Source organism: Bacillus sp. UNC322MFChir4.1, assembly GCF_000746135.1.
Classification (GTDB): Bacteria; Bacillota; Bacilli; order Bacillales; family Bacillaceae_G; genus Bacillus_A.
On the sequence record NZ_JQKQ01000001.1, the window covers coordinates 71552 to 94580 of the forward strand.

The following is a 23029-nucleotide window of genomic DNA, read 5'->3' on the forward strand; positions in this document are numbered from 1 at the left end:
TCTCGTCCTCTCCTAAAAAGAAAGGGGTTTTATGTTTTTTGAACTTATATACAGTATTACCAATTTCCATTATTTTTAAGCTGTCTTAATAATACAGTGAAACTTGCAATAGCAAATTCTTCTTTTCTGTTAATAACAAAAAGAACCCTTCTGCAACATCCAGAAGAGTTCTTCATTTATAAAAATTAGTTTGTTTTTAGTTTCGCAAGTTCATGTAAAAACTTGTCATTTAGTACTTTGATGTATGTTCCTTTCATACCTAAAGAACGAGATTCAATTACACCAGCACTTTCTAACTTACGAAGTGCGTTTACAATTACAGAACGTGTAATACCTACACGATCAGCAATTTTACTTGCAACAAGTAAACCTTCTGTTCCATTTAACTCTTCGAAAATATGTTCAATTGCTTCAAGTTCACTGTATGATAATGAGCTAATCGCCATTTGTACAACTGCTTTACTACGTGCTTCTTCTTCAATTTCTTCCGCTTTTTCACGTAGAATTTCCATACCTACTACAGTAGAACTATATTCAGCAAGAATTAAATCATCGTCTAAAAATTCTTGACCAAGTCGCGCTAATACTAATGTACCTAAACGCTCACCACCACCAACGATTGGTACGATAGTTGTTAAACCTTGACCAAATAACTCTCTGTTTTCTACAGGGAACGCTGTATACTCACTGTTTACTTCTAAGTTTGGAGATGTTTCAGTTACATTAAATAAGTTCTTTGTATATTCTTCTGGGAACTGACGCTCAGCAAGCATTTGCTTCATGCGCTCGTTTTCGATTTGTTGGTGAATTGCATATCCTAATAATTTTCCACGACGACTTACAATAAACACGTTCGCTTCAATCACTTCACACATCGTGTCAGCCATTTCTCTAAAGTTTACTGGTTTTCCTGCTGCGCTTTGTAATAACGCATTTAACTTTCTCGTTTTTGCTAATAATTCCATTTCTAAATTTCCTCCTACACATTATTCACATAGTTTTAATCACTTGGAAGCTAAGGCGAGTCACCTGATGATACTATTACAAAATAAACTGGCTCACATCTTTATTTTTAGCAATCGTCTCTAATTTTTCCTCTACATACTGAGGTGTTATCGTTACCTTTTCTAACGTAATTTCAGATGCTTCAAATGATAAATCTTCAAGAAGTTTTTCCATAATGGTATGGAGCCTTCTTGCTCCAATATTATCTGTGTCTTGATTGACTTGATAAGCAATCTCGGCAATCTTACGAATAGCTTCGTCAGAAAATTCAATTTCTATACCTTCAGTTTCCAATAATGCTATATATTGTTTTACTAAAGCATTATCTGGTTCTACAAGAATTTTCACAAAATCGTCCGCTGACAATTTTGTCAACTCTACGCGGATTGGGAATCTTCCTTGCAGTTCTGGAATTAAATCTGACGGCTTTGACATATGAAAAGCACCCGCTGCAATGAACAAAACATAATCCGTTCTTATCGGTCCATATTTTGTCACAACAGTCGATCCTTCCACAATCGGTAAGATGTCTCGCTGCACACCTTCACGCGATACATCAACGCTATTCGATTGTTTACCAGCAATTTTGTCAATCTCATCAATAAAAATAATCCCAAGCTGTTCAGCACGATAAACGGCTTCTTGTGTAACTTCATCCATATCAATTAAGCGCTGTGCTTCTTCATTTGTCAAGACTTTTCTCGCTTCTTTTACAGAAAGTTTACGTTTTTTCGTTTTTTTCGGCATAAAGCTTCCAAGTGCATCTTGAAAATTCATGCCCATCTGTTCCATCCCTGTACCTTGGAGCATATCAAACATAGATGATTGCTGTTCTGTCACTTCAATTGTAATCATTTCATCTTCAAGTAAACCAGCAGCAAGCTGTTTCTCTACTTCATTTCGTTTTTGCTCCACTTCTCTCTCATCTTGCTTTTCTGAAGTTGGAGCAGTGTTTTGATTTTGATACCCGCCAAATAACATTTCTAGCGGATTTTTAAATCCTGATTCTTTTTGTTTATGCGGCACTAAAATTTCAACAATTCGTTGATTAGCTTGCTCTTCCGCTTTATCTTTCACATGAATCATTTTTTCTTCTTTTACAATTCGAACAGAAGTTTCTACAAGATCACGAACCATCGATTCAACATCACGACCAACATAGCCTACTTCTGTAAATTTAGTTGCCTCTACTTTAATAAAAGGAGCCCCCACAAGCTTTGCAATACGACGCGCCACCTCTGTTTTTCCGACCCCTGTAGGTCCAATCATTAAAATGTTTTTCGGTGCAATTTCATCGCGAAGTCCTTCTTCTAATTTACTGCGGCGATAACGATTTCTAAGTGCCACTGCAACTGCTTTTTTCGCATCTTTTTGACCAATAATATATTGATCTAATTTTTCTACAATTTGTCGCGGAGTAAAATGTAAATGCATATAAAATGCCTCCCTTACAGTTCTACAGTTCTTCCACAATAATATTTTCGTTTGTATATACACAAATATTGCTAGCGATTTCTAAACTTGCCTTCGCAATTTCTCTTGCTGTGAAATGGGAACCTGCATGTTGTTTTAAAGCGCGCCCTGCTGCAAGTGCGTAATGCCCACCAGAACCAATTGCTAAAATGCCATCATCTGGTTCAATCACTTCACCCGTTCCTGAAACAAGCAACATCGTATTTTTATCCATAACGATTAACATTGCCTCTAGTTGGCGAAGCATCTTATCTCCCCGCCACTGCTTTGCCATTTCTACCGCAGCTCGCTGTAAATTACCATTGTATTCCTCAAGCTTTCCTTCAAACATCTCAAATAATGTAAAAGCATCAGCTACAGAACCTGCAAAACCTGCTAACACTTTGCCATGGAATAACTTTCGAACTTTACGAGCTGTATGCTTCATAACAACAGCATTTCCAAGTGTAACTTGCCCATCACCGGCCATTGCACATTCTCCATTATGGTGAACCGCAAATATCGTTGTAGCATGGAAGTTTCCCATAGAAAAAACTCCTTTATTTGTTTTTATCCTGCTGCTAACAGGCACTTAGACTCCAACCTAAAAATTCTGATAAATCAAACAAGGTACCTAGGAGTTAACTACCCGTAAGAGCTCAATTGGTACACCTAGCTATTAGTGAAAAAGGAAGAATCTCCTCCACCAATAGTAGTTTCACTTTATAACTTTTAAAAGCAATTTATGCACGAGGATGGTGCATCATGTAAACCGATCGCAATCTTTCTTTTGAGACATGCGTATAAATTTGTGTTGCCGATAAATTTTCATGTCCTAATAATTCTTGTATAGCCCTTAAATCTGCCCCTTCATTTAACATATGGGTTGCAAACGTATGCCTTAACGTATGGGGACTTATATGCATTGTAAGGGATGTTCTTTTTATTAGTTCATTTAAAATATATCGAACACCTCGATTCGTTAGCGGTGTGCCTTTCGCATTCAAAAACAACATTTGAGAGTGTTCTTGCGATTTTTTCTCCAATTGTTTTCTCCCATTTTCTATGTAAGTTAGTAAAGCATCTTGTGCATAACTACCGAAAGGAACATAGCGTTGTTTCTTTCCTTTTCCCGTCACCAAAATCGTACCTGTTGAAAAGTCAATATCCGCAAGCTGAATATTCACGAATTCGCTTACACGAATACCCGTCGCGTACATAAGTTCTAATAACGCTTGATCTCGTTGACCTAGCGGTTTTGAAGTATCCGAAACTTCAAATAGTTTTTCTAACTCTTCAGCGTACAAAAATTTTGGTATTGACCATTCTTTTTTAGGGAGTGCAGCAAGTGCAAATGGATTATCTTCCCGATATCCTTCACGCATCAAAAAGCGATACAAACTTCGCAAACTCGAGATTTTTCGCGCTACAGACTTCCTTGCTAACTTTTCATTATGCAAAGTTGTTAAATATAAACGAACATCAGTATACGTAACATCCTCAAAAGTCAAAATACCTTCTCGATTCATAAATTGTATAAAATGTTCTACATCATTTTGATAACTTGCAATTGTATATTTTGAATAATTTCTTTCAATTTGTAAATATCCGACGAATAATTGTAACATTTTATTCACATCTTCATTCATACTCTTCACCTCAATAAAGGCTACTAAATCGTATCACAATTTAGTAGCCTTTGCAAGAAATTTGACTAAATATTTACAAAATTTTGAATTGTTTCTAATGCGCGATTTGCATACGCTTCATTACGTTCTTGCTTCTTTTTAATTTTCTTTTCTAACGGTGCAAATAGTCCGAAATTCGCGTTCATCGGTTGGAAGTTTTTCGCATTCGTCGATGTAATGTAATTTGCCATACTTCCCATTGCTGTTACTGCTGGTAAAACAACTGGTTCTTCACCTTTCACAAGTCGCGCTGCATTTACACCTGCTAATAAGCCCGAAGCAGCTGATTCTACATATCCCTCTACCCCAGTCATTTGTCCTGCAAAGAATAAATCGTCGCGATTTTTATATTGGTACGTTGGACGAAGTAATTTCGGTGAATTAATAAACGTATTACGATGCATCACACCATAACGTACGATTTCCGCATTTTCTAATCCAGGAATTAATTGTAACACTTCTTTTTGCGGTCCCCATTTTAAGTGTGTTTGGAAACCAACAATATTGTATAACGTTCCTGCTGCATCATCTTGACGCAATTGAACAACTGCATACGGTGTTTCCCCTGTTTTTGGATCTTCTAATCCAACTGGTTTCATCGGTCCGAATACTAACGTTTGTCTACCACGGCTTGCCATGACTTCTACCGGCATACAGCCTTCAAAGAAAATTTCCTTCTCAAACTCTTTTAATGGCACTGTTTCTGCAGCAATTAACGCATCATAAAAACGATTAAATTCTTCTTCTGTCATAGGACAGTTTAAATATGCTGCTTCCCCTTTGTCATAACGGGATTTTAAATATACTTTCTCCATATCAATGCTATCTTTTTCTACAATTGGCGCCGCTGCATCATAGAAATAAAAATAATCCTCGCCTGTTAGCTCTTTCAGTTGTACCGCTAGACTTGCTGACGTAAGAGGGCCCGTTGCAATTACTGTAGGTCCTTCAGGAATTTCTGTAATTTCTTCATTCACTACTGTCACGTTCGGATGATTTTTCACATATTCCGTTACCTTAGCCGCAAATTCATGACGGTCAACAGCTAACGCACCGCCTGCTGGCACAGAACATTCGTCTGCTGCGCGAATAATAACAGAATCCATACGGCGCATCTCTTCTTTAATTACGCCCACCGCGTTTGTTAATGTATTTGCACGAAGCGAGTTACTGCATACAAGCTCAGCAAATTTATCTGTGTGATGAGCTGGTGTTTGTTTTACTGGTCGCATTTCGTATAACCTTACTTGAACACCGCGTTTTGCGATTTGATAAGCTGCTTCACTTCCTGCAAGTCCTGCACCAATTACGTTTACTACTTGTGTTGTCATGTATCTCACCTTTCTTTTTGCATTTCCCGAAAAAAATGTGAGCTCGTAGGCTCACATTTGTTGTTCTTCTTCATAATCACAAGAAATACACTGTACTTGAACGCCTTTTTTCAACTTCTTCTCAACAAGCATCCCTTCGCACTTTGGACATTTTCGACCAATTGGTTTATCCCAAGAAACAAAGTCACACTCTGGATATGTACCACAGCCGTAAAAAAGACGTTTCTTTTTGTTGCTTCGTCGTTCAATAATTTGTCCTTCATTACATTTTGGACATGTAACACCGATTTCTTTTACAATCGGTTTTGTATTTCGGCAATCTGGGAAATTAGAACAAGCCATGAACTTTCCGAATTTACCCATTTTGAAGACCATTGGGTGACCACACAATTCACAGTCTTCCCCAGCAGGTTCATCTTTAATTTCTACTTCGCGCATTTCTTTCTCCGCTTTTTCTAAACGCGGCTCAAACTCTTTGTAGAAATCATCGACAATTTGTACCCAATTTGCGTTCCCCTCTTCTACTTCATCAAGATTTCGCTCCATATTAGCTGTAAACTCAATGTTAATAATTTCAGGGAAAAACTCTAAAATAAGTTCGGTTACAATTTCGCCAAGTTCAGTCGGAACAAATCGCTTATTGTCTAACCCTACATACCCACGTTTTTGAATTGTCTCTAGCGTTGGTACATATGTAGATGGTCTACCAATTCCAAGTTCCTCTAACGTTTTTACTAAACGTGCCTCTGTATAACGCGGTGGCGGCTGTGTAAAGTGTTGTTTCGGTTCGACATCTTTAGAAAAGACTGTTTCTCCAATTTCTAGATGCGGCAACATTTTATCCTTCTCTTCTGCTCCGTCATCTTTTGATTCCACGTACACCTTCATAAATCCCGGGAACTTTACAACAGAACCATGCGCACGAAATTGCACAGAATTGTTTATCAGTGTAGCTGTAACGGTATCCATAATAGCAGATTCCATTTGACTTGCAACAAATCGCTCCCAAATCAGTTTGTATAAACGATGTTGGTCACGGCTCAAATAACTTTTTAGTTCGTCTGGCTTACGCAAAACAGATGATGGACGAATCGCTTCATGCGCATCTTGTGCGTTTGCTTTTTTCGATTCCTTCTTTTTTTGCGTTCCTATGTAGTCTGCACCAAACGCTTCTTCAATATAAGAACGTGCTTCTTGCTGCGCCGTTTCTGAAATTCTCGTTGAATCTGTTCTCATATAAGTAATTAATCCGACTGTTCCTTGCTTCCCAATATCAATACCTTCATAAAGTTGCTGCGCAAGCATCATCGTTTTCTTTGCTCGCATATTTAACTTTCTTGCAGCTTCTTGTTGCAGTGAAGATGTCGTAAACGGTAGTGCCGGATTACGCTTACGTTCTTTCTTCGTTACATTTTCAACTGAAAATGCATTTTCTTGCATTTTTTCAATGACTTCATTTACTTGTTGTTCATTTGTTAATTCTACTTTTTCCCCGTTTATTCCATAAAAGGCTGCTTCAAACGTCTCTTTCCCTTTTACAAATTCAGTTTTAATTGTCCAGAACTCTTCAGGTAAAAACGCTTGAATTTCTTTTTCTCGTTCTATGATTAAACGAACTGCAACAGACTGCACACGGCCTGCACTTAACCCTTTTTTCACTTTCTTCCATAGTAAAGGACTAATATTATAACCAACAAGCCTATCAAGCACACGTCTTGCTTGCTGAGCATCCACTAAATCCATATTAATCGCACGTGGATATTTAAAAGATTCTTTAATAGCATCTTTTGTAATTTCATTGAACACAACGCGGCAATCTGATTCTATATCTACGTTCAACGTATTAGCTAAGTGCCAAGCAATCGCTTCTCCTTCGCGATCCGGATCGGCTGCGAGATAAACTTTTTTTGCTTTTTTTGCCGCTGTCTTCAAATCTTTTAAAACAGGCCCTTTACCACGAATGGTAATGTATTTCGGGGTAAAATTATTTTTCACATCTATCCCCGTTTGGCTTTTAGGTAAATCGCGAACATGGCCCATAGACGCGACTACTTTGTATTTTTTCCCTAAATATTTTTCAATCGTTTTCGCCTTAGAAGGCGACTCCACGATTACAAGGTAATCTGACATGCTAGTGCCTCCTTAAGAGGTGGATTCAAGTCTTCATCTTTATTCACACAAAATTTCCTTCCGAAAAGTTTCTATAACCTTTTGGGAAGGATTATTGACTAATATTATTGATTTCTCTCATTTTTGTCAATCAACAATGAATATAACATACAGTGAGTATCTACTATTTGTCAATAATTGTTTAATAAAAAACATGAAATATACTGTATAAAGATAAATTTAATAATGACTTAAGAGCTTTTTTAGGTGGGCGAGAGAATCTGGCCGGGCATAGTAGCGGTCAGGGCCTTTTTCTGCCACGTGCCGCATTTTCAACACATGGTAGTATGCGAGAGCCCATTATGTTTTGTTTTGCGTGCATGGACATATGGATAACTTTAGAAATATTAGTTGAGAAATTGATTGAACATCCTCTTTATTTTTTTACGAATACAAGAGCATCTGACCATGTATAGTAGCGATCAAGGCTTTTTTTGCCGCGTACCGCGCTTTTAACACATGGTAGTATGCGAGAGCCCATTATGTTTTTGTTTTGCGTGCATGGATATATAGATAACTTTAGAAATATTAGTTGAGAAACCGATTGAACAACCTCTTTCTTTTTTGTTGGACGAGTGCATACTCCTTTTTTCTGTAAAGCAGATTAAAATGGGTTCATTTTATAATTTGAAAGTTCTTCTATCACATCTTCGGCACATTGAACTAATTTTGCTCCTTGTTGAATGAGCTGATTTGTTCCAACCGCATTCACAATATAATTTGGTCCCGGCATAGCAAACACCTCTCTATTTTGCTCTAAAGCGCAATCTGCTGTTATAAGAGAACCACTTCGCTCTTTCGCCTCTACTACGAGAACACCTTGACAAAGTCCACTTATAATGCGGTTTCGTCTTGGAAAATACCATTTTTGCGGCGCATAATACGGGGGATACTCCGTTACGAGTAATATTTGGTCTTTCCATTTTTCATAAAAACCTTGATTCTTCTTTGGATACATAAAGTTTAGACCATGTCCTAACACCGCAATTGTCATAAAAGGATGTTCTACTGCAATTTCATGAGCAATTGTATCAATACCATTTGCAAAACCACTCACAATGAGCCAGTCATTGTTTATAAGCGGTTGTAAAATAGATTGTATGCTACCTTTTCCGTATAAAGACGGATTTCGCGTTCCAACAACAGCTATTTTTTTTGACCATTGCAATAATTCTTTCTTCCCCTTTCCATATAAAACATATGGCGGGTCAGGGATTTCGCGTAACAAACTCGGATAATCATCATCCCATATCGTCATGTAAAAAACGTGTTCATTTTGTAATTGTTGAATGTAAAAAGAAGGTGATGTTTTTTGAAGATAAGAAACAAGTGCAGAGGCTTTTTGTATCGATAACCCAAGGTATTTTTCAATTTGAGGAGCTTGAAAGGAATAAATATTCGATAACTGAGGATCAATAGCTAATAAGCGCCTTAGTACTTTCCACTGATCTGCCAAGAAGTAGTGAAGATGTAATAATCTTTCACGTTTCATATTCATTCTCCTTACCCATAATTAAGATTATGTTAACTACGAAAGGGATAAAAGACACCCTCTTTTACAGAAGGTGTCTTTCTTAATGATTAATAATTTTTACAAGTTTCAAATAAGCCTTTTTCTTTTAACACAGAAATTAAAGTTTCACCCATAACAGCTGGTGTTTCAGCAACTTTAATACCGCATGCTTCCATTGTTTTAATCTTTTCAGCAGCTGTACCTTTACCACCAGAAATAATCGCACCAGCATGACCCATACGTTTTCCTGGAGGTGCTGTTTGGCCACCAATAAAGCCGACAACAGGTTTTGTCATGTTCGCTTTTACCCATTCAGCAGCTTCTTCTTCTGCAGTTCCACCGATTTCACCAATCATAATAACCGCATGTGTCTCTTCGTCTTCATTGAATGCTTTTAAAGCATCGATGAAGTTTGTACCATTAACAGGATCTCCGCCGATACCAACTGCAGTTGATTGGCCGATTCCTTCTTGTGTTAATTGATGTACAGCTTCATAAGTTAACGTACCTGAACGAGATACGATACCAACATGACCTTTTTTATGAATGTATCCTGGCATAATACCAATCTTACATTCTTCTGGCGTAATAACACCTGGGCAGTTTGGTCCAAGAAGACGTGTCTTTTTGCCATCCATATATTTTTTAACACTTACCATATCTAATACAGGAATACCTTCTGTGATACATACTACTAAATCAAGTTCCGCATCAACAGCTTCCATAATTGCATCTGCAGCAAAAGCAGGTGGAACGTATACAACAGAAGCGTTTGCACCTGTCGCTTTTACAGCGTCTTCTACAGTATTAAATACCGGTACACCTTCGATTTCAGTACCACCTTTACCAGGCGTTACACCACCGACAATTTTCGTACCGTATTCAATCATTTGTTTTGTATGGAATAAACCTTGAGAACCTGTAATACCTTGTACAATAACTTTTGTATCTTTATTAACTAATACGCTCATTTCTTCTCCCCCGCTTTCTATTAGCCTACTAGTGAAACAATTTTTTGTGCACCGTCTGCCATAGATTCTGCTGCAACAATATTTAAGCCAGATTCATTTAAAATTTTCTTTCCTAGCTCTACATTTGTACCTTCTAAACGAACAACAAGCGGTAATTCAAGACCTACTTGTTTTGTCGCTTCAATAACACCTTCTGCAATTACATCACATTTCATAATGCCGCCAAAAATGTTAACGAAAATACCCTTTACATTTTTGTCAGAAAGAATAATTTTGAAAGCTTCTGTAACTTTTTCAGCTGTTGCACCGCCACCAACATCTAAGAAGTTAGCTGGGTCACCGTTATAATGTTTAATAATATCCATCGTTGCCATTGCAAGTCCTGCACCATTTACCATACAACCAATGTTTCCATCTAATGAAATATAGTTCAGGTCATATTTAGAAGCTTCAACTTCTTTCGGATCTTCTTCATCAAGATCACGAAGCTCTAAAATATCTTTATGGCGATATAAAGCGTTAGAATCGAAGTTTAATTTTGCATCTAACGCCATTACTTTTCCGTCACCTGTTGTTACAAGCGGGTTAATTTCTGCGATAGAACAATCTTTTTCAATAAACGCGCGGTATAAGCCCATCATAAACTTTACAGCTTGTCCAACTAGCGCGCTTGGAATATTGATATTAAACGCAATACGACGTGCCTGGAAGCCTTGTAGACCCACAGCAGGATCAATATATTCTTTAAAGATCTTTTCTGGTGTTTTCTCTGCTACTTCCTCAATTTCTGTTCCGCCTTCTTCAGACGCCATTAACACAACTTGAGAAGTCGCGCGATCTAACACAAGACCAACATAGTACTCTTTTTTTATGTCGCATCCTTCTTCGATAAGTAAGCGCTTTACTTCTTTACCTTCAGGACCCGTTTGATGAGTTACAAGCGTTTTCCCTAAAATTTCTTCTGCATATGTACGAACTTCATCTAAGTTCTTTGCTACTTTTACACCGCCAGCTTTGCCGCGTCCGCCAGCATGAATTTGCGCTTTTACTACACATACGTTTGTTCCTAATTCTTTCGCTGCTTCTACAGCTTCTTCTACTGTAAAGGCAACCTTCCCATTCGGAACGCTTACCCCATAGTTTCTAAGGACTTCTTTACCCTGATACTCGTGGATATTCATGGTCCCATCCTCCCCTATTTTCCTGTTTTACTCGAAAAGTTTTTTTAATGTTTTTAAACACTACATTGTCATTGTATAAAATGATTGGCACGCTGTCTACAGTAAAATATCAGAAAACTGAAATCGCTTTATTCTTTTTTGAAAATAATAATGTTAATATACAAAAATAAAAAAATAAGCTGTGAATTCCCAGCTTATTCTTCAATCATATCTTTAATTGGAGCAAACGTTTTTCGATGTTCCTCTAACACACCATAAGTTTCAATCGCTTGTAAATGTTGTTTCGTTCCATATCCCATATGTTGCTCAAATCCATACTGCGGATATTGTTTTCCAAGTTCTTTCATCATGCGATCTCTTGTGACTTTCGCGATGATAGACGCAGCTGAAATCGAAATACTTTTCGCATCTCCCTTAATAATAGACGTTTGTGGGATTGATGTTGGCAAATCCATTGCATCAATTAGCAAATGCTCTGGCTCACATGATAAATTACTTACAGCCTCTAACATCGCTTGTTTCGTCGCTTGATAAATATTTATCTGATCAATAACGCGCGGTGGAATAATTCCAACCCCAATTGCTAGCGCCTGCTCTTTAATCCCATCATAAAACTGCTCACGCTTTGCCTCACTCAATTTTTTCGAGTCATTCAAACCAGGCATATAGAAATCTTTCGGAAGCACAACAGCAGCCGTAACAACAGGTCCTGCTAAGGGGCCTCTTCCGACTTCATCAATACCAGCAATTGATTCAATCCCCTTTTGACGAAGCGCATTCTCATATGAAGACATCTCAGCAAATTTTTGTCTTTCTTTTTCTTTATCCTCTTGCTGTTTTTTCCATTTTAATATTAGTCTCTGCACGCCTTTTCGTTCATCCGCTACTAACATACGAAAGCGCTCGTCGTCTTCTCGTTCAATTTCTCGCAATACAGTTTCGATTTCTTGAATTGTTTGTTTTTTAGACATACGTAGTTCCTCCTACAAGTAAGAAAAGGCGCGCAATAGCGTGCCTTTTCTCTCCCATTTCACAATAGCAAGCATTATCTTTTCATTTTTAAAAAAGAAAGACACTTGGCAAAAAAATAACTACCAGTAACATTCATCGAATGGCATGGAATGAACGAAATAGAAGGATTGCTCTATGCTTCTTCCATTATCTCTTTCGGTGTTTCAAATGTCATTTTCCCAAGTTTACCACCGCGAAGCTCACGAAGAACAAGTTCTGATGTTTTATCATAATCAACAAGTCCCCCGCCCATTAAACAGCCTCTATTTTTTCCAATCGCATCAAATAACTCTACAATATCTTCTGGAATCTCATTTAACTTATATCGCTCTTTTAAACGTTCTGGATACTGTTTCTCCATAAAGCGAAGCGCATACACAGCCACATCTTGCAAATTTAAAATAGAATCTTTAATCGCTCCAGTTGTTGCGAGTCGAAGTCCAACCATTTCATCCTCAAATTTCGGCCATAAAATACCAGGTGTATCTAATAGCTCCATTTCTTTTCCAACTTTAATCCATTGTTGTGCCGTTGTTACACCTGGACGATCGCCCGTTTTAGCAATATTTTTCTTTGCTAATTTATTAATTAATGTCGATTTTCCAACGTTCGGAATCCCAACAATTAAAGCACGAATTGCTCTTGGTTTAATACCTTTTGCAATCATTTTATCAAATTTCTCTTTCACAAGCTCTTTACAAGCTGCTGTAATTTCTTTCATACCTTGTCCAGCTTGCGCATTGATAGAGATTGCTTTATGACCTTTTTCTTCAAAATAAGCAATCCATTCTTTTGTTACACGATCGTCTGCCATATCCGCTTTATTTAAAACAACAAGTCTTGGCTTGTGCGTAATAATTTCATCAATCATTGGATTTCGTGATGATAATGGCAACCTTGCATCAACAAGTTCAATTACCACATCGATTAATTTTAATTTCTCTGTTACTTGGCGCCTTGCTTTAGCCATATGACCAGGAAACCATTGAATTACCATACTTCCACCTTCTTTTCTACATTCATTTTACAATACGTGCATCCTCGAATGGCCAATACAATATATTCGCTTTTCCAATTACTTGGTCTATTGAAATCGTTCCAATTGTACGACTATCCTTACTAAAACGACGATTATCTCCTAATACAAATAATTCTCCTTTTGGAACCGTTGTTTTCCCTGTAATTTCTTCAAGCTTAAAATCATACGTTAATGGCCCATCAGCAAGCTGCTTTTTCTGCTTATCTAAATACGGCTCCTCATACGACTTTCCGTTAACATAGAGTGTGTCGTTTCGATATTCTATCTGATCACCAGGTAAACCAATGATACGTTTAATGTAATCTTTATCTTCTGTCGCTTGAAACACAATGATATCAAAGCGTTTTGGTTCTCCAATGTGATAACCTATTTTATTGACAATCATACGATCACGATCTTGAAGCGTCGGTGACATCGATACACCATCTACAAGAATTGGTGCAAAGAAAAATTGTCTAATAATCCAAGCTAAGACAACAGCAATCAAAATAGCTTTTGTCCATTCCCAAAGCGTACTTTTTTGTTTCGTCATGTAATTCCCTCCACGGTTATGTAAGCTGTTTGTATGTAAGTTAGGACACAGCTAGATTGGAAAAAGGGAGCTTGCAAATACAAGCTCCCATACATGTCTTATCGAATTTCTTTAATACGTGCTTTTTTACCGCGAAGGTTGCGTAAGTAGTATAACTTAGCACGACGTACTTTACCACGGCGAAGTACTTCAATTTTCGCGATTCTTGGCGTGTGAACTGGGAATGTACGTTCAACACCTACACCGTAAGAAATCTTACGAACTGTGAATGTTTCGCTAATTCCGCCACCACGACGTTTAATTACAACACCTTCAAAAATCTGAATTCTCTCACGAGTACCCTCTACTACTTTTACGTGTACACGTAAAGTGTCACCAGGACGGAATGAAGGTAAATCAGTTTTTAATTGATTTTTTGTAATTTCTGCGATTAATTGTTGCATATTCAATTCTCTCCTTCCAAACAGATGCTCATGCAAAGTCATATCATAAATTACAGCGGAACACCGTTGTTAACGGCTACTCTCTATAAGTAGCACAAGTGTTATAATAGCATATTGCTTGGTTTGTTGCAATAGCATTTTTTTACTTCTCTTCTTTAATTTCTGCTAACCACTTTTCCTCTTGTTTAGATAAGCTTCGTTCCTCTAGTAAATCAGGGCGGCGTACAAAAGTACGGCGCAGCGACTCTTTATGACGCCATTCTTCAATATATTTATGATTTCCAGACAAAAGTACATCTGGCACTTTCATCCCACGAAACTCCGCTGGTCTCGTATAATGCGGATGTTCTAGTAAGCCTGTACTAAATGAATCTTCTATTTGTGATTGCTGATTTCCTAAAACGTCAGGTAATAGACGCACAACACTATCTGTAATAACCATAGATGCCAATTCTCCGCCTGTTAAGACGTAATCACCTATTGAAATTTCATCGGTCACAAGATGCTCGCGAACACGCTCATCATACCCTTCATAATGACCACAAATAAAAATCAAATGCTCTTCTTCAGCTAATTCTTCAGCCTTCTTTTGCGTAAAACGCTCTCCTTGTGGACACATTAGTACAACTCGTGGTTTACGCTCTGTTTCCTTCGTTAACTCTTCTACAGCATCAAAAATGGGCTGTGGTGTTAATACCATTCCAGCTCCGCCGCCGTATGGATAATCATCCACGCTATTATGCTTATTCGTTGAATAATCACGAAAATTAACAACTCTTAGCTGCACCGCTTCTTTTTCTTGTGCTTTTTTTAATATAGAAGAACCAAAGACACCTGTAAACATTTCTGGAAACAATGTTAAAATATCGATTTTCATTACAGTAACCCTTCCATCACGTGGATGGTCACAAGCTTTTCGTTCATGTTTACTTGTAAGACAACTTCCTCAATATATGGGATTAAAACATCTTGACCTTTTGGTTGTTTAATGACCCAAACATCGTTTGCACCTGGAGAAAGAATTTCTTTAATTGTACCAATTGTCTCTCCGTCTTCTGTTACAACTGTACAACCAATAATTTCGTGATAATAATACTCTCCTTCAGCCAATTCTCCAAGCTGATCCTCTGGCACTTTTAATAAAGAGCCTTTCCATTGTTCCACTTCATTTACATTGTTATAGCCTTCGAATGTCAATAAATCAAAAGACTTATGTTGACGATGAGAAGTAATCTTTACAGCTAATGGCTCAGTAACTTTCTCCTGCCATATGTATAATGTGTTTCCTACTTTATAACGCTCTTCTGGAAAATCTGTACGTGAAACGACACGGACCTCACCTCTAACACCGTGAGTATTTACAATTTTCCCTACATTAAACCATTTCGTCATAAACAGCACGTCACCCCTGTTCGCAATATGTCGTTAGCATCTCCATTCTCTTTGCTGAAGATGCGATTTATCTTAAAATGTTAAAAAAGGGTGAGGAACATATCCTCGCCCTTTTCGTACTTATTGAATTTCCAGCGTGACTTTTTCATTTTCATGATGTCCCGCTGCATATAAGATCGTTCGAATTGCTTTTGCAACTCGCCCTTGTTTCCCAATGACTTTACCCACATCCTCAGGATGTACGGTTAACCGATACTTCATCTCTCCGTTGTACAGTTCCTGTGTAACCAATACATAATCAGGATGATCCACAAGGGGTTTAACAATTGTTTCGATTAACCCTGACATAGCCATTGCTTTAATTACTTACCTTGTTTAGCTAAATGGAATTTCTCCATGATGCCTTGTTTAGAGAAAAGGTTGCGAACTGTATCAGATGGTTTCGCACCGTTTCCTAACCATTTTAATGCTGCTTCTTCGTTGATCTTAATCTCAGCTGGCACTGCAACTGGATTGTAAGTTCCGATTTCCTCGATGAAACGTCCGTCACGAGGAGAACGAGAATCTGCAACAACTACACGATAGAAAGGAGATTTTTTAGCTCCCATACGTTTTAAACGAATTTTAACTGCCATTTATAAAGCACCTCCGAATATATTTCACACAGATAATAATATTAGCAAAAAGAGTGGGCCTTTGTAAAGTATTTTTTCTTAACAGAGCCATCTTTTTTTCCTTACATAAATGGAAACTTCATACCACCTAGTCCTTTTTTCTTACCTTTTTGCATACCAGACATCGTTTTCATCATCTTTTTCATATCTTCAAATTGCTTCAAAAGACGATTGATCTCTTGTACAGTTGTACCGCTACCTTTAGCAATACGTTTCTTGCGACTAGCGTTAATCATTTCCGGTTGCTCACGCTCTATTTTCGTCATTGAGCGAATAATCGCTTCAATGTGTCCAATTTGCTTTTCATCAACTTGGACATTTTTTAATCCTTTAATTTTCCCAGCACCAGGAAGCATATTTAATAGCTCATCAAGTGGTCCTAGTTGACGCACTTGTCCTAATTGCTCTAGAAAATCATCTAACGTAAAGGAAAGTGTACGCATTTTTTGCTCAAGTTCTCTTGCTTTTTCTTCATCAACTGTCGCTTGCGCTTTTTCAATTAACGTTAGAACATCACCCATACCTAAAATACGTGATGCCATACGTTCTGGATGGAATGCCTCTAGCGCATCTAATTTCTCACCCATACCAGCAAATTTAATCGGTGTGTTTGTAACAGCTTTAATAGATAGCGCTGCACCTCCGCGCGTATCACCATCTAATTTCGTTAATACCACACCTGTTAAACCAAGCTGTTCATGGAAGCTTTGTGCAACGTTAACCGCATCTTGTCCTGTCATTGCATCAACAACAAGGAAAATTTCATCCGGTTTCGCTACTTCCTTAACTTGTGCTAATTCACCCATAAGTTCCTCATCAATATGCAGACGACCTGCTGTATCAATAAGAACGTAATCATGATGATCTTCTTTTGCTTTTGCAATTGCTTGTTTCGCGATTTCAACAGGACTTACTTTGTCTCCTAAAGAGAAAACTGGCATATCCAATTGTTTACCGAGTGTTTCAAGTTGCTTAATTGCCGCTGGACGATAAATATCAGCTGCAACAAGCATCGGTTTCCGATTATGCTTTTTACGAAGTAAATTCGCAAGCTTACCTGTTGTCGTCGTTTTACCCGCACCTTGCAAACCTACCATCATAATAACAGTTGGTGGCCGGTTAGAGATAGCAATTTTGCTCTGTTCCCCGCCCATTAGCTCAGTAAGTTCTTCCTGTACTACTTTAATAACTTGCTGTCCAGGCGTTAGACTTCTCATTACATCTTGTCCGACAGCACGTTCAGACACACGCTTTACAAAATCTTTTACTACTTTAAAGTTAACGTCTGCTTCTAAAAGTGCAAGACGAACTTCTCTCATCATTTCTTTTACGTCGGCTTCGGATACTTTCCCTTTGCCGCGAATTTTTTGCATTGTCTGTTGAAGTCGGTCGGCTAATCCTTCAAATGCCATATTGCCGCCCTCCTAATCTAAATTTTCGATAGCTTCAACAACTTGTTTTATTTGTTCATCTACATGCTCTTCTTCGCTGATTAGCTGCTTTAACTTTGTAACAAGTTGCTGCCTTTCTTGAAACTTTTGAAGTAATAATAACTTTTCTTCATATTCTTCAAGCATCGCTTCTGTCCGTTTAATGTTATCATACACTGCTTGGCGACTTACTTCAAATTCTTCTGCAATTTCACCAAGCGATAGATCATCAAGATAGTAAAGTGACATATAACTTCTTTGTTTTGGCGTTAACAACGATTGATAAAAATCAAATAAATAGTTCATTCTCGTTGTTTTTTCGAGCATGTTGAATCACCCTTTGTTAAGTGAATTACCTTTACATGGATTAGTTTACATGGAGAGTAAAGGTGTGTCAAGTTTTTTTCTTAACATCTCAATTTTAATCCAAAAGAAGAAGCGGTAAACACCGCCCCTTCTTTTTCGACATATAAGTCGCTGCTATGCAGAATACAACATGTCAGCCACTTACTCGCTCCTTTAGCGCGCGGTAGAAATAGGCCCTGACCGCTACTATGCACGGCCAGATGCTCTCGCCCACCTATAAAGAAAAAGGGTTTTTAAGTCAGTTTTCAAGTTATATTTATTCTGCTTCTGTTTCTACAAAGTCCGCAAATAATCCATACACATATTGTTCTGGATCAAATGCTTGTAAGTCATCCATTTGTTCTCCTAGACCAACAAATTTCACCGGTACATCCATCTCATTACGAATCGCTAATACAATTCCACCTTTAGCAGTTCCGTCCAATTTCGTTAAGACAATACCCGTTACATTTGTCGCCTCACGGAATGTCTTCGCTTGACTTAAACCATTTTGCCCTGTTGTTGCATCAATGACAAGTAATACTTCATGAGGAGCTCCAGGAACTTCACGTTCAATTACACGTTTCACTTTCTCTAACTCTTTCATTAAGTTGACTTTATTTTGCAAACGACCTGCCGTATCACATAACAAGACATCAACTTTTCGCGATTTTGCAGCCTGAATTGCATCGAACATAACAGCTGCTGGGTCTGAACCTGATCCTTGTTTAATTACATCTACACCAACGCGTTCTCCCCATACTTCTAGTTGCTCAATTGCACCAGCACGGAATGTGTCGCCGGCTGCTAATAATACAGATTTGCCGTCCGTTTTAAATTTATGTGCCATTTTTCCAATCGTTGTTGTTTTTCCAACACCGTTTACTCCAACAAATAAAATAACTGTCAATGCATTATCTTGTACATTTAATTCATTATTAAAATTACCGTTACCTTTATAAATCTCGACTAATTTTTCAGAGATAACAGCTTGTACTTCTTTTGGATCTTGAATATTACGACGCTTCACTTCATCTCTTAATTGGTCAATTAACTCCATTACTACGGACACACCCACATCCGCGCCAATTAAAATTTCCTCTAACTCTTCGAAGAAATCTTCGTCAACTTTACGATAACGAAATACTAAATCATTTACTTTTTCAGCAAAAGAGTTTCTCGTTTTCTCTAAACCTTGTTTAAACTTCTCTGTTACCGTATCTGTTTGCTTCGAAATCTTTTCTTTTAATTTTTTAAAAAAACTCATTCTTTCCCATCCTTCCTATTTGCTTGTAACAAGCTCTTCTCCGTCATCTAAACGGACAGAAACAAGTTTAGACACACCAGACTCTTGCATCGTTACACCATATAATACATCAGATTCTTCCATCGTACCCTTTCGGTGCGTAATCACAATAAACTGCGTTTCATTGCTAAACTTTCTCAAATACTGTGCAAAACGAGCAACATTCGCCTCATCTAACGCAGCTTCTACTTCATCTAGCACACAAAACGGTACAGGACGAACTTTTAAAATACCAAATAGCAATGCAATAGCTGTCAATGCTCGTTCGCCTCCAGAAAGAAGGCCTAGATTTTGCAACTTTTTCCCCGGCGGTTGTGCAACAATATCAATTCCTGTATTTAATAAATCATTCGGGTTTGTCATAACCAAGTCTGCACGCCCACCGCCAAATAATTCACTAAATACGAACTGGAATTCTGTACGAATTGCTTGGAATGTATAAGAAAAACGCTTTTTCATTTCTTCATCCATCTCGTCAATTACTTGATGCAGCGTTGTTTTCGCCTCTTGCAAATCATCCCGTTGCTCTAATAAAAACGTATGGCGCTCAGATACACGCTCAAATTCATCAATAGCACCTATATTTACTGTACCGAGTTCTTCAATGGATAGTTTGATTAATTTCACTTTTTTACGAGCTTCCTCGCTAGACATTGTCATCGTATATTTTTGTTTCGCCAATTCAAACGAAATGGTATACGTTTCCCGTAAGTGTTGCAAGCGATTTTCTAACTCCACGTCTAAACGATTTATTTTCACTTCTTGATCTTTTAATACATCAAGTAAGTATTTATGCCTACGTTTCGCTTCTTTTACCTCTAACTCTAGGTGTTCTAACCGCCCTTGTAAATCAAGACGTTGTTCACGGCGTGAGCTAATTAATTCCACAGTTTGGTTTCTATCGTGTGTTTTCTTTTCAATTAGACTTGTAATTTGCTCTTCGCCGCTAGAATTCGATGTCATTTCTTGTTTTAAGAATGCTAAATCTTCTTTTGTCTTTATAAGATTCTTACTAGTTTCATCTCGTTCTCTCGTAAGGCGTTCTACTGTTTCTTTTTGATTTGATAATCGCTGATACTTTTCAGCCGCTTGTACTTTTAGCTCGGTAATCTCTTTCTGAACTTTTTCCTTCGAAGAATGCTGCTCATTCTTTTGTTGTGTTAACTCTGTAATCGTCATATCGAGTTCCGTAATTTTCCCTTGCAGCTCAGTAAGCGTTTCTTCTAGCTCAGTTTTTCGCCCTTGTATCTTCGCTTGATCTTGCAAAAACCCTTCTAGCTCTAAATCATAAATAGATAACCGCTCATTAATACGATGTTCTTCCAGCTCTAACTGATTCATTTCTTCTTTGTATTGTTGTTCGTCTACACGCTTTTCATCAATATTTTGGCGCAGTTCCTTTACCTTCACTTCTTTTTCTTGTATTTCTTGTTTTAACGCTTTAATAAAGTCCTCAAGCTTCTCAGTCTTTTCTTCCATATCTGTCAACTTTTCATTCCACTCTTCCAATTCTCGTTGACGTCCTAATAAAGAAGAATTTGTTTGTTTCACTGCACCGCCTGTCATTGAACCGCCTGGATTCACAAGATCCCCTTCTAATGTAACAATACGATAACGATACTGCAGCAGCTTCGCTAATTCATTTGCCCCTTTTAAATCTTGGGCAACGATTACTGTACCTAATAAATTTGCAATTACATTTTCATATTTATTATCGTACTGTACAAGCTCTGAAGCAATCCCTATAAATGAAGGATACTGACTTATCATGCGAAGTTGCTCTCTATTAAGCGCCCGGCCCTTTATAACACTTTGCGGTAAAAAGGTCGCTCGGCCATGGCGGTTTTGCTTTAAGAATGTAATAGCTCGGCGTGCATGTTCTTCTGTTTGCACAACCACATGTTGCATTGCTGCCCCAAGTGCGATTTCCATCGCTATTTCATATTTTTTCGGTACAGTAAGAAGCTCGGCAATCGCCCCTTCAATACCATGCAACTGGCTATCACGCGCCTTTAACACTTCACGGACACCTTGATAAAATCCTGAATAATCTTCTTGCATTTCTTCAAGCATTTCTTTACGTGAACGAGCTTGTTGAACATATTGATATGCTTGATACAGTTTAGTTTCATTTTCACTGTATTGATCTTTATATTTACCAAGCGTAGCTTCCGTCTGCTGTATACTTGACAATAAAGTTGAAATTTGTTCTTTTATACGTTCATATTTTTCAACGACAATTGATTTTTTCTGCGCAATACCTATACGCATCTGAACATATTTTTCATTCTCTTCATCAAGACGCTGATTTTTGAAATCTCGCTGTTTAAATTGTTCCTCTAACATAGACAGTTCATTTCGATAGCTTGCCTGCTGATTTAAAAGTTCAATATAATCCCCTTTTAAATGTTCGATTTTCTCATCTAAATTTTGTTCATATGTAGACAACAATCGTTCGCTATCATGTAGTTTCTGCTCTAACTCTTTCACATGATTTGTTAATTCCAGCAATTCTTCTGTTCCTTGCAGGGCACTTCCTTCATATATAGAAACTTTTTCTGTTAATTCATGAATGGATGCTTCTAACTGCGCGCAATGTGTTGTTGCGTTGTTCTTTCTTTCTTTCAGCAGTTCACGTTGTCCTTCTAGCTTTTCAAGTTCTTTACTAGAAAGAAGAAGAACTTCTTGTAAAGATTGAATAGATTCATCAATAGCTTGTACATTTCCGCGTATCTCTTCTAAATCCGCTTCATTTTTTTGAAGATGCGTCGATACCTTCACTTCTTCATCTTTGTTATGTTTAAATTGCTCACGAAGCGCTTCCCATTTTTCATGTAATTCTTCAATCTCATACACAATTAATGCCGCTTCAACTTTTTCTAGTTCATCTTTTTTCTCAAGATAATCTTTTGCAATAGAAGCTTGTCTTTCAAGAGGTTCAACTTGTGTACTTAATTCATGAATAATATCTTCTACACGATTTAAATTATCTTGCGTTTCGGCTAATTTCCCTTCCGCTTTCTTCTTGCGGATTTTATATTTCAACACACCAGCTGCTTCTTCAAACACACTGCGGCGATCTTCTGCTTTGCTGCTTAAAATTTCTTCCACTTTACCTTGACTGATAATAGAAAACGCTTCACGCCCCATACCTGAGTCCATGAATAAATCGACAATGTCTTTTAAACGACAAGATTGTTTATTAATAAGAAAATCACTATCTCCAGAACGATATACTCGTCTCGTTACACTTACTTCGTTATATTCAATTGGTAGACGCTGATCTTCATTATTTAATGTTAATGTGACTTCTGCAATATTTAACGCTTTACGTGTATCGCTGCCTGAAAAAATAATATCTTCCATTTTCGCACCGCGAAGTGATTTTACAGATTGTTCACCAAGCACCCAACGAATAGCATCTGTAATATTACTCTTTCCACTTCCGTTTGGTCCTACCACAGACGTTACACCTGGCACAAAGTCAATCGACACACGTTCTGCAAAAGATTTAAATCCTAATATTTCTAATCGTTTTAAAAACACG

General features: G+C 37.7%; 21 protein-coding genes. All 21 read right to left on the bottom strand.

Annotation, left to right across the window (positions count from 1 at the left end):
- Positions 1-185 precede the first annotated feature (185 nt).
- Positions 186-965 carry a GTP-sensing pleiotropic transcriptional regulator CodY gene (gene codY, locus BR72_RS00315; protein WP_020059163.1) on the bottom strand — a complete coding sequence of 260 codons (780 nt, stop codon included), beginning with the start codon at positions 963-965 and terminating at the stop codon, positions 186-188.
- 76 nt (positions 966-1041) lie between these two features.
- Positions 1042-2439: an HslU--HslV peptidase ATPase subunit gene (gene hslU, locus BR72_RS00320; RefSeq protein WP_035428984.1), complete on the bottom strand. Its 1398-nt coding sequence runs from the start codon at positions 2437-2439 to the stop codon at positions 1042-1044.
- A gap of 22 nt (positions 2440-2461) precedes the next feature.
- Entirely contained in the window at positions 2462-3004 is a 543-nt protein-coding gene (gene hslV / locus BR72_RS00325) for an ATP-dependent protease subunit HslV (protein ID WP_035428985.1), read from the bottom strand.
- Between the two features lie 196 nt (positions 3005-3200).
- Positions 3201-4106, bottom strand: a complete 906-nt coding sequence (xerC, locus tag BR72_RS00330) for a tyrosine recombinase XerC (protein ID WP_035428986.1) — start codon at positions 4104-4106, stop codon at positions 3201-3203.
- Between the two features lie 65 nt (positions 4107-4171).
- Positions 4172-5476 (bottom strand): FADH(2)-oxidizing methylenetetrahydrofolate--tRNA-(uracil(54)-C(5))-methyltransferase TrmFO, encoded by a 1305-nt coding sequence (gene trmFO / locus BR72_RS00335; RefSeq protein ID WP_035428987.1) that lies wholly within the window; start codon positions 5474-5476, stop codon positions 4172-4174.
- A 51-nt stretch (positions 5477-5527) separates the two neighbouring features.
- The gene (topA, locus tag BR72_RS00340; RefSeq protein WP_035428988.1) at positions 5528-7606 is read right to left on the bottom strand and encodes a type I DNA topoisomerase; all 2079 of its coding nucleotides are present in this window, start codon (positions 7604-7606) and stop codon (positions 5528-5530) included.
- Positions 7607-8249: 643 nt separating this feature from the next.
- On the bottom strand, positions 8250-9137 hold the full coding sequence (gene dprA, locus BR72_RS00345; protein ID WP_035428989.1) for a DNA-processing protein DprA: 888 nt from the start codon (positions 9135-9137) through the stop codon (positions 8250-8252).
- Positions 9138-9226: 89 nt separating this feature from the next.
- A complete protein-coding gene (sucD, locus tag BR72_RS00350; protein WP_035428991.1) occupies positions 9227-10129 on the bottom strand; it encodes a succinate--CoA ligase subunit alpha in 903 nt (300 codons plus the stop codon).
- 20 nt (positions 10130-10149) lie between these two features.
- Entirely contained in the window at positions 10150-11310 is a 1161-nt protein-coding gene (gene sucC, locus BR72_RS00355) for an ADP-forming succinate--CoA ligase subunit beta (RefSeq protein WP_035428992.1), read from the bottom strand.
- 194 nt (positions 11311-11504) lie between these two features.
- Positions 11505-12281, bottom strand: coding sequence for a ribonuclease HII (locus tag BR72_RS00360; protein ID WP_035428993.1), 777 nt, complete (start codon positions 12279-12281; stop codon positions 11505-11507).
- 173 nt (positions 12282-12454) lie between these two features.
- Positions 12455-13318, bottom strand: coding sequence for a ribosome biogenesis GTPase YlqF (gene ylqF, locus BR72_RS00365; protein ID WP_035428995.1), 864 nt, complete (start codon positions 13316-13318; stop codon positions 12455-12457).
- A gap of 22 nt (positions 13319-13340) precedes the next feature.
- The gene (gene lepB / locus BR72_RS00370; protein ID WP_035428997.1) at positions 13341-13892 is read right to left on the bottom strand and encodes a signal peptidase I; all 552 of its coding nucleotides are present in this window, start codon (positions 13890-13892) and stop codon (positions 13341-13343) included.
- A 98-nt stretch (positions 13893-13990) separates the two neighbouring features.
- Positions 13991-14335 carry a 50S ribosomal protein L19 gene (gene rplS, locus BR72_RS00375; protein ID WP_035428999.1) on the bottom strand — a complete coding sequence of 115 codons (345 nt, stop codon included), beginning with the start codon at positions 14333-14335 and terminating at the stop codon, positions 13991-13993.
- 142 nt (positions 14336-14477) lie between these two features.
- On the bottom strand, positions 14478-15212 hold the full coding sequence (trmD, locus tag BR72_RS00380) for a tRNA (guanosine(37)-N1)-methyltransferase TrmD (protein WP_035429002.1): 735 nt from the start codon (positions 15210-15212) through the stop codon (positions 14478-14480).
- A complete protein-coding gene (gene rimM, locus BR72_RS00385) occupies positions 15212-15727 on the bottom strand; it encodes a ribosome maturation factor RimM (RefSeq protein WP_035429003.1) in 516 nt (171 codons plus the stop codon). Before rimM ends, trmD begins: the two co-directional genes overlap by 1 nt.
- Positions 15728-15847: 120 nt before the next feature.
- Entirely contained in the window at positions 15848-16075 is a 228-nt protein-coding gene (locus tag BR72_RS00390) for a KH domain-containing protein (protein WP_035429914.1), read from the bottom strand.
- A 14-nt stretch (positions 16076-16089) separates the two neighbouring features.
- Positions 16090-16362, bottom strand: a complete 273-nt coding sequence (rpsP, locus tag BR72_RS00395) for a 30S ribosomal protein S16 (protein WP_035429006.1) — start codon at positions 16360-16362, stop codon at positions 16090-16092.
- A gap of 101 nt (positions 16363-16463) precedes the next feature.
- Positions 16464-17813, bottom strand: a complete 1350-nt coding sequence (ffh, locus tag BR72_RS00400) for a signal recognition particle protein (RefSeq protein WP_035429009.1) — start codon at positions 17811-17813, stop codon at positions 16464-16466.
- 12 nt (positions 17814-17825) lie between these two features.
- Positions 17826-18158: a putative DNA-binding protein gene (locus BR72_RS00405; protein WP_035429011.1), complete on the bottom strand. Its 333-nt coding sequence runs from the start codon at positions 18156-18158 to the stop codon at positions 17826-17828.
- A gap of 295 nt (positions 18159-18453) precedes the next feature.
- Positions 18454-19443 (bottom strand): signal recognition particle-docking protein FtsY, encoded by a 990-nt coding sequence (gene ftsY / locus BR72_RS00410; protein ID WP_035429013.1) that lies wholly within the window; start codon positions 19441-19443, stop codon positions 18454-18456.
- Between the two features lie 15 nt (positions 19444-19458).
- Entirely contained in the window at positions 19459-23028 is a 3570-nt protein-coding gene (gene smc / locus BR72_RS00415; RefSeq protein WP_035429917.1) for a chromosome segregation protein SMC, read from the bottom strand.
- Between the last annotated feature and the right edge of the window lies 1 nt (position 23029).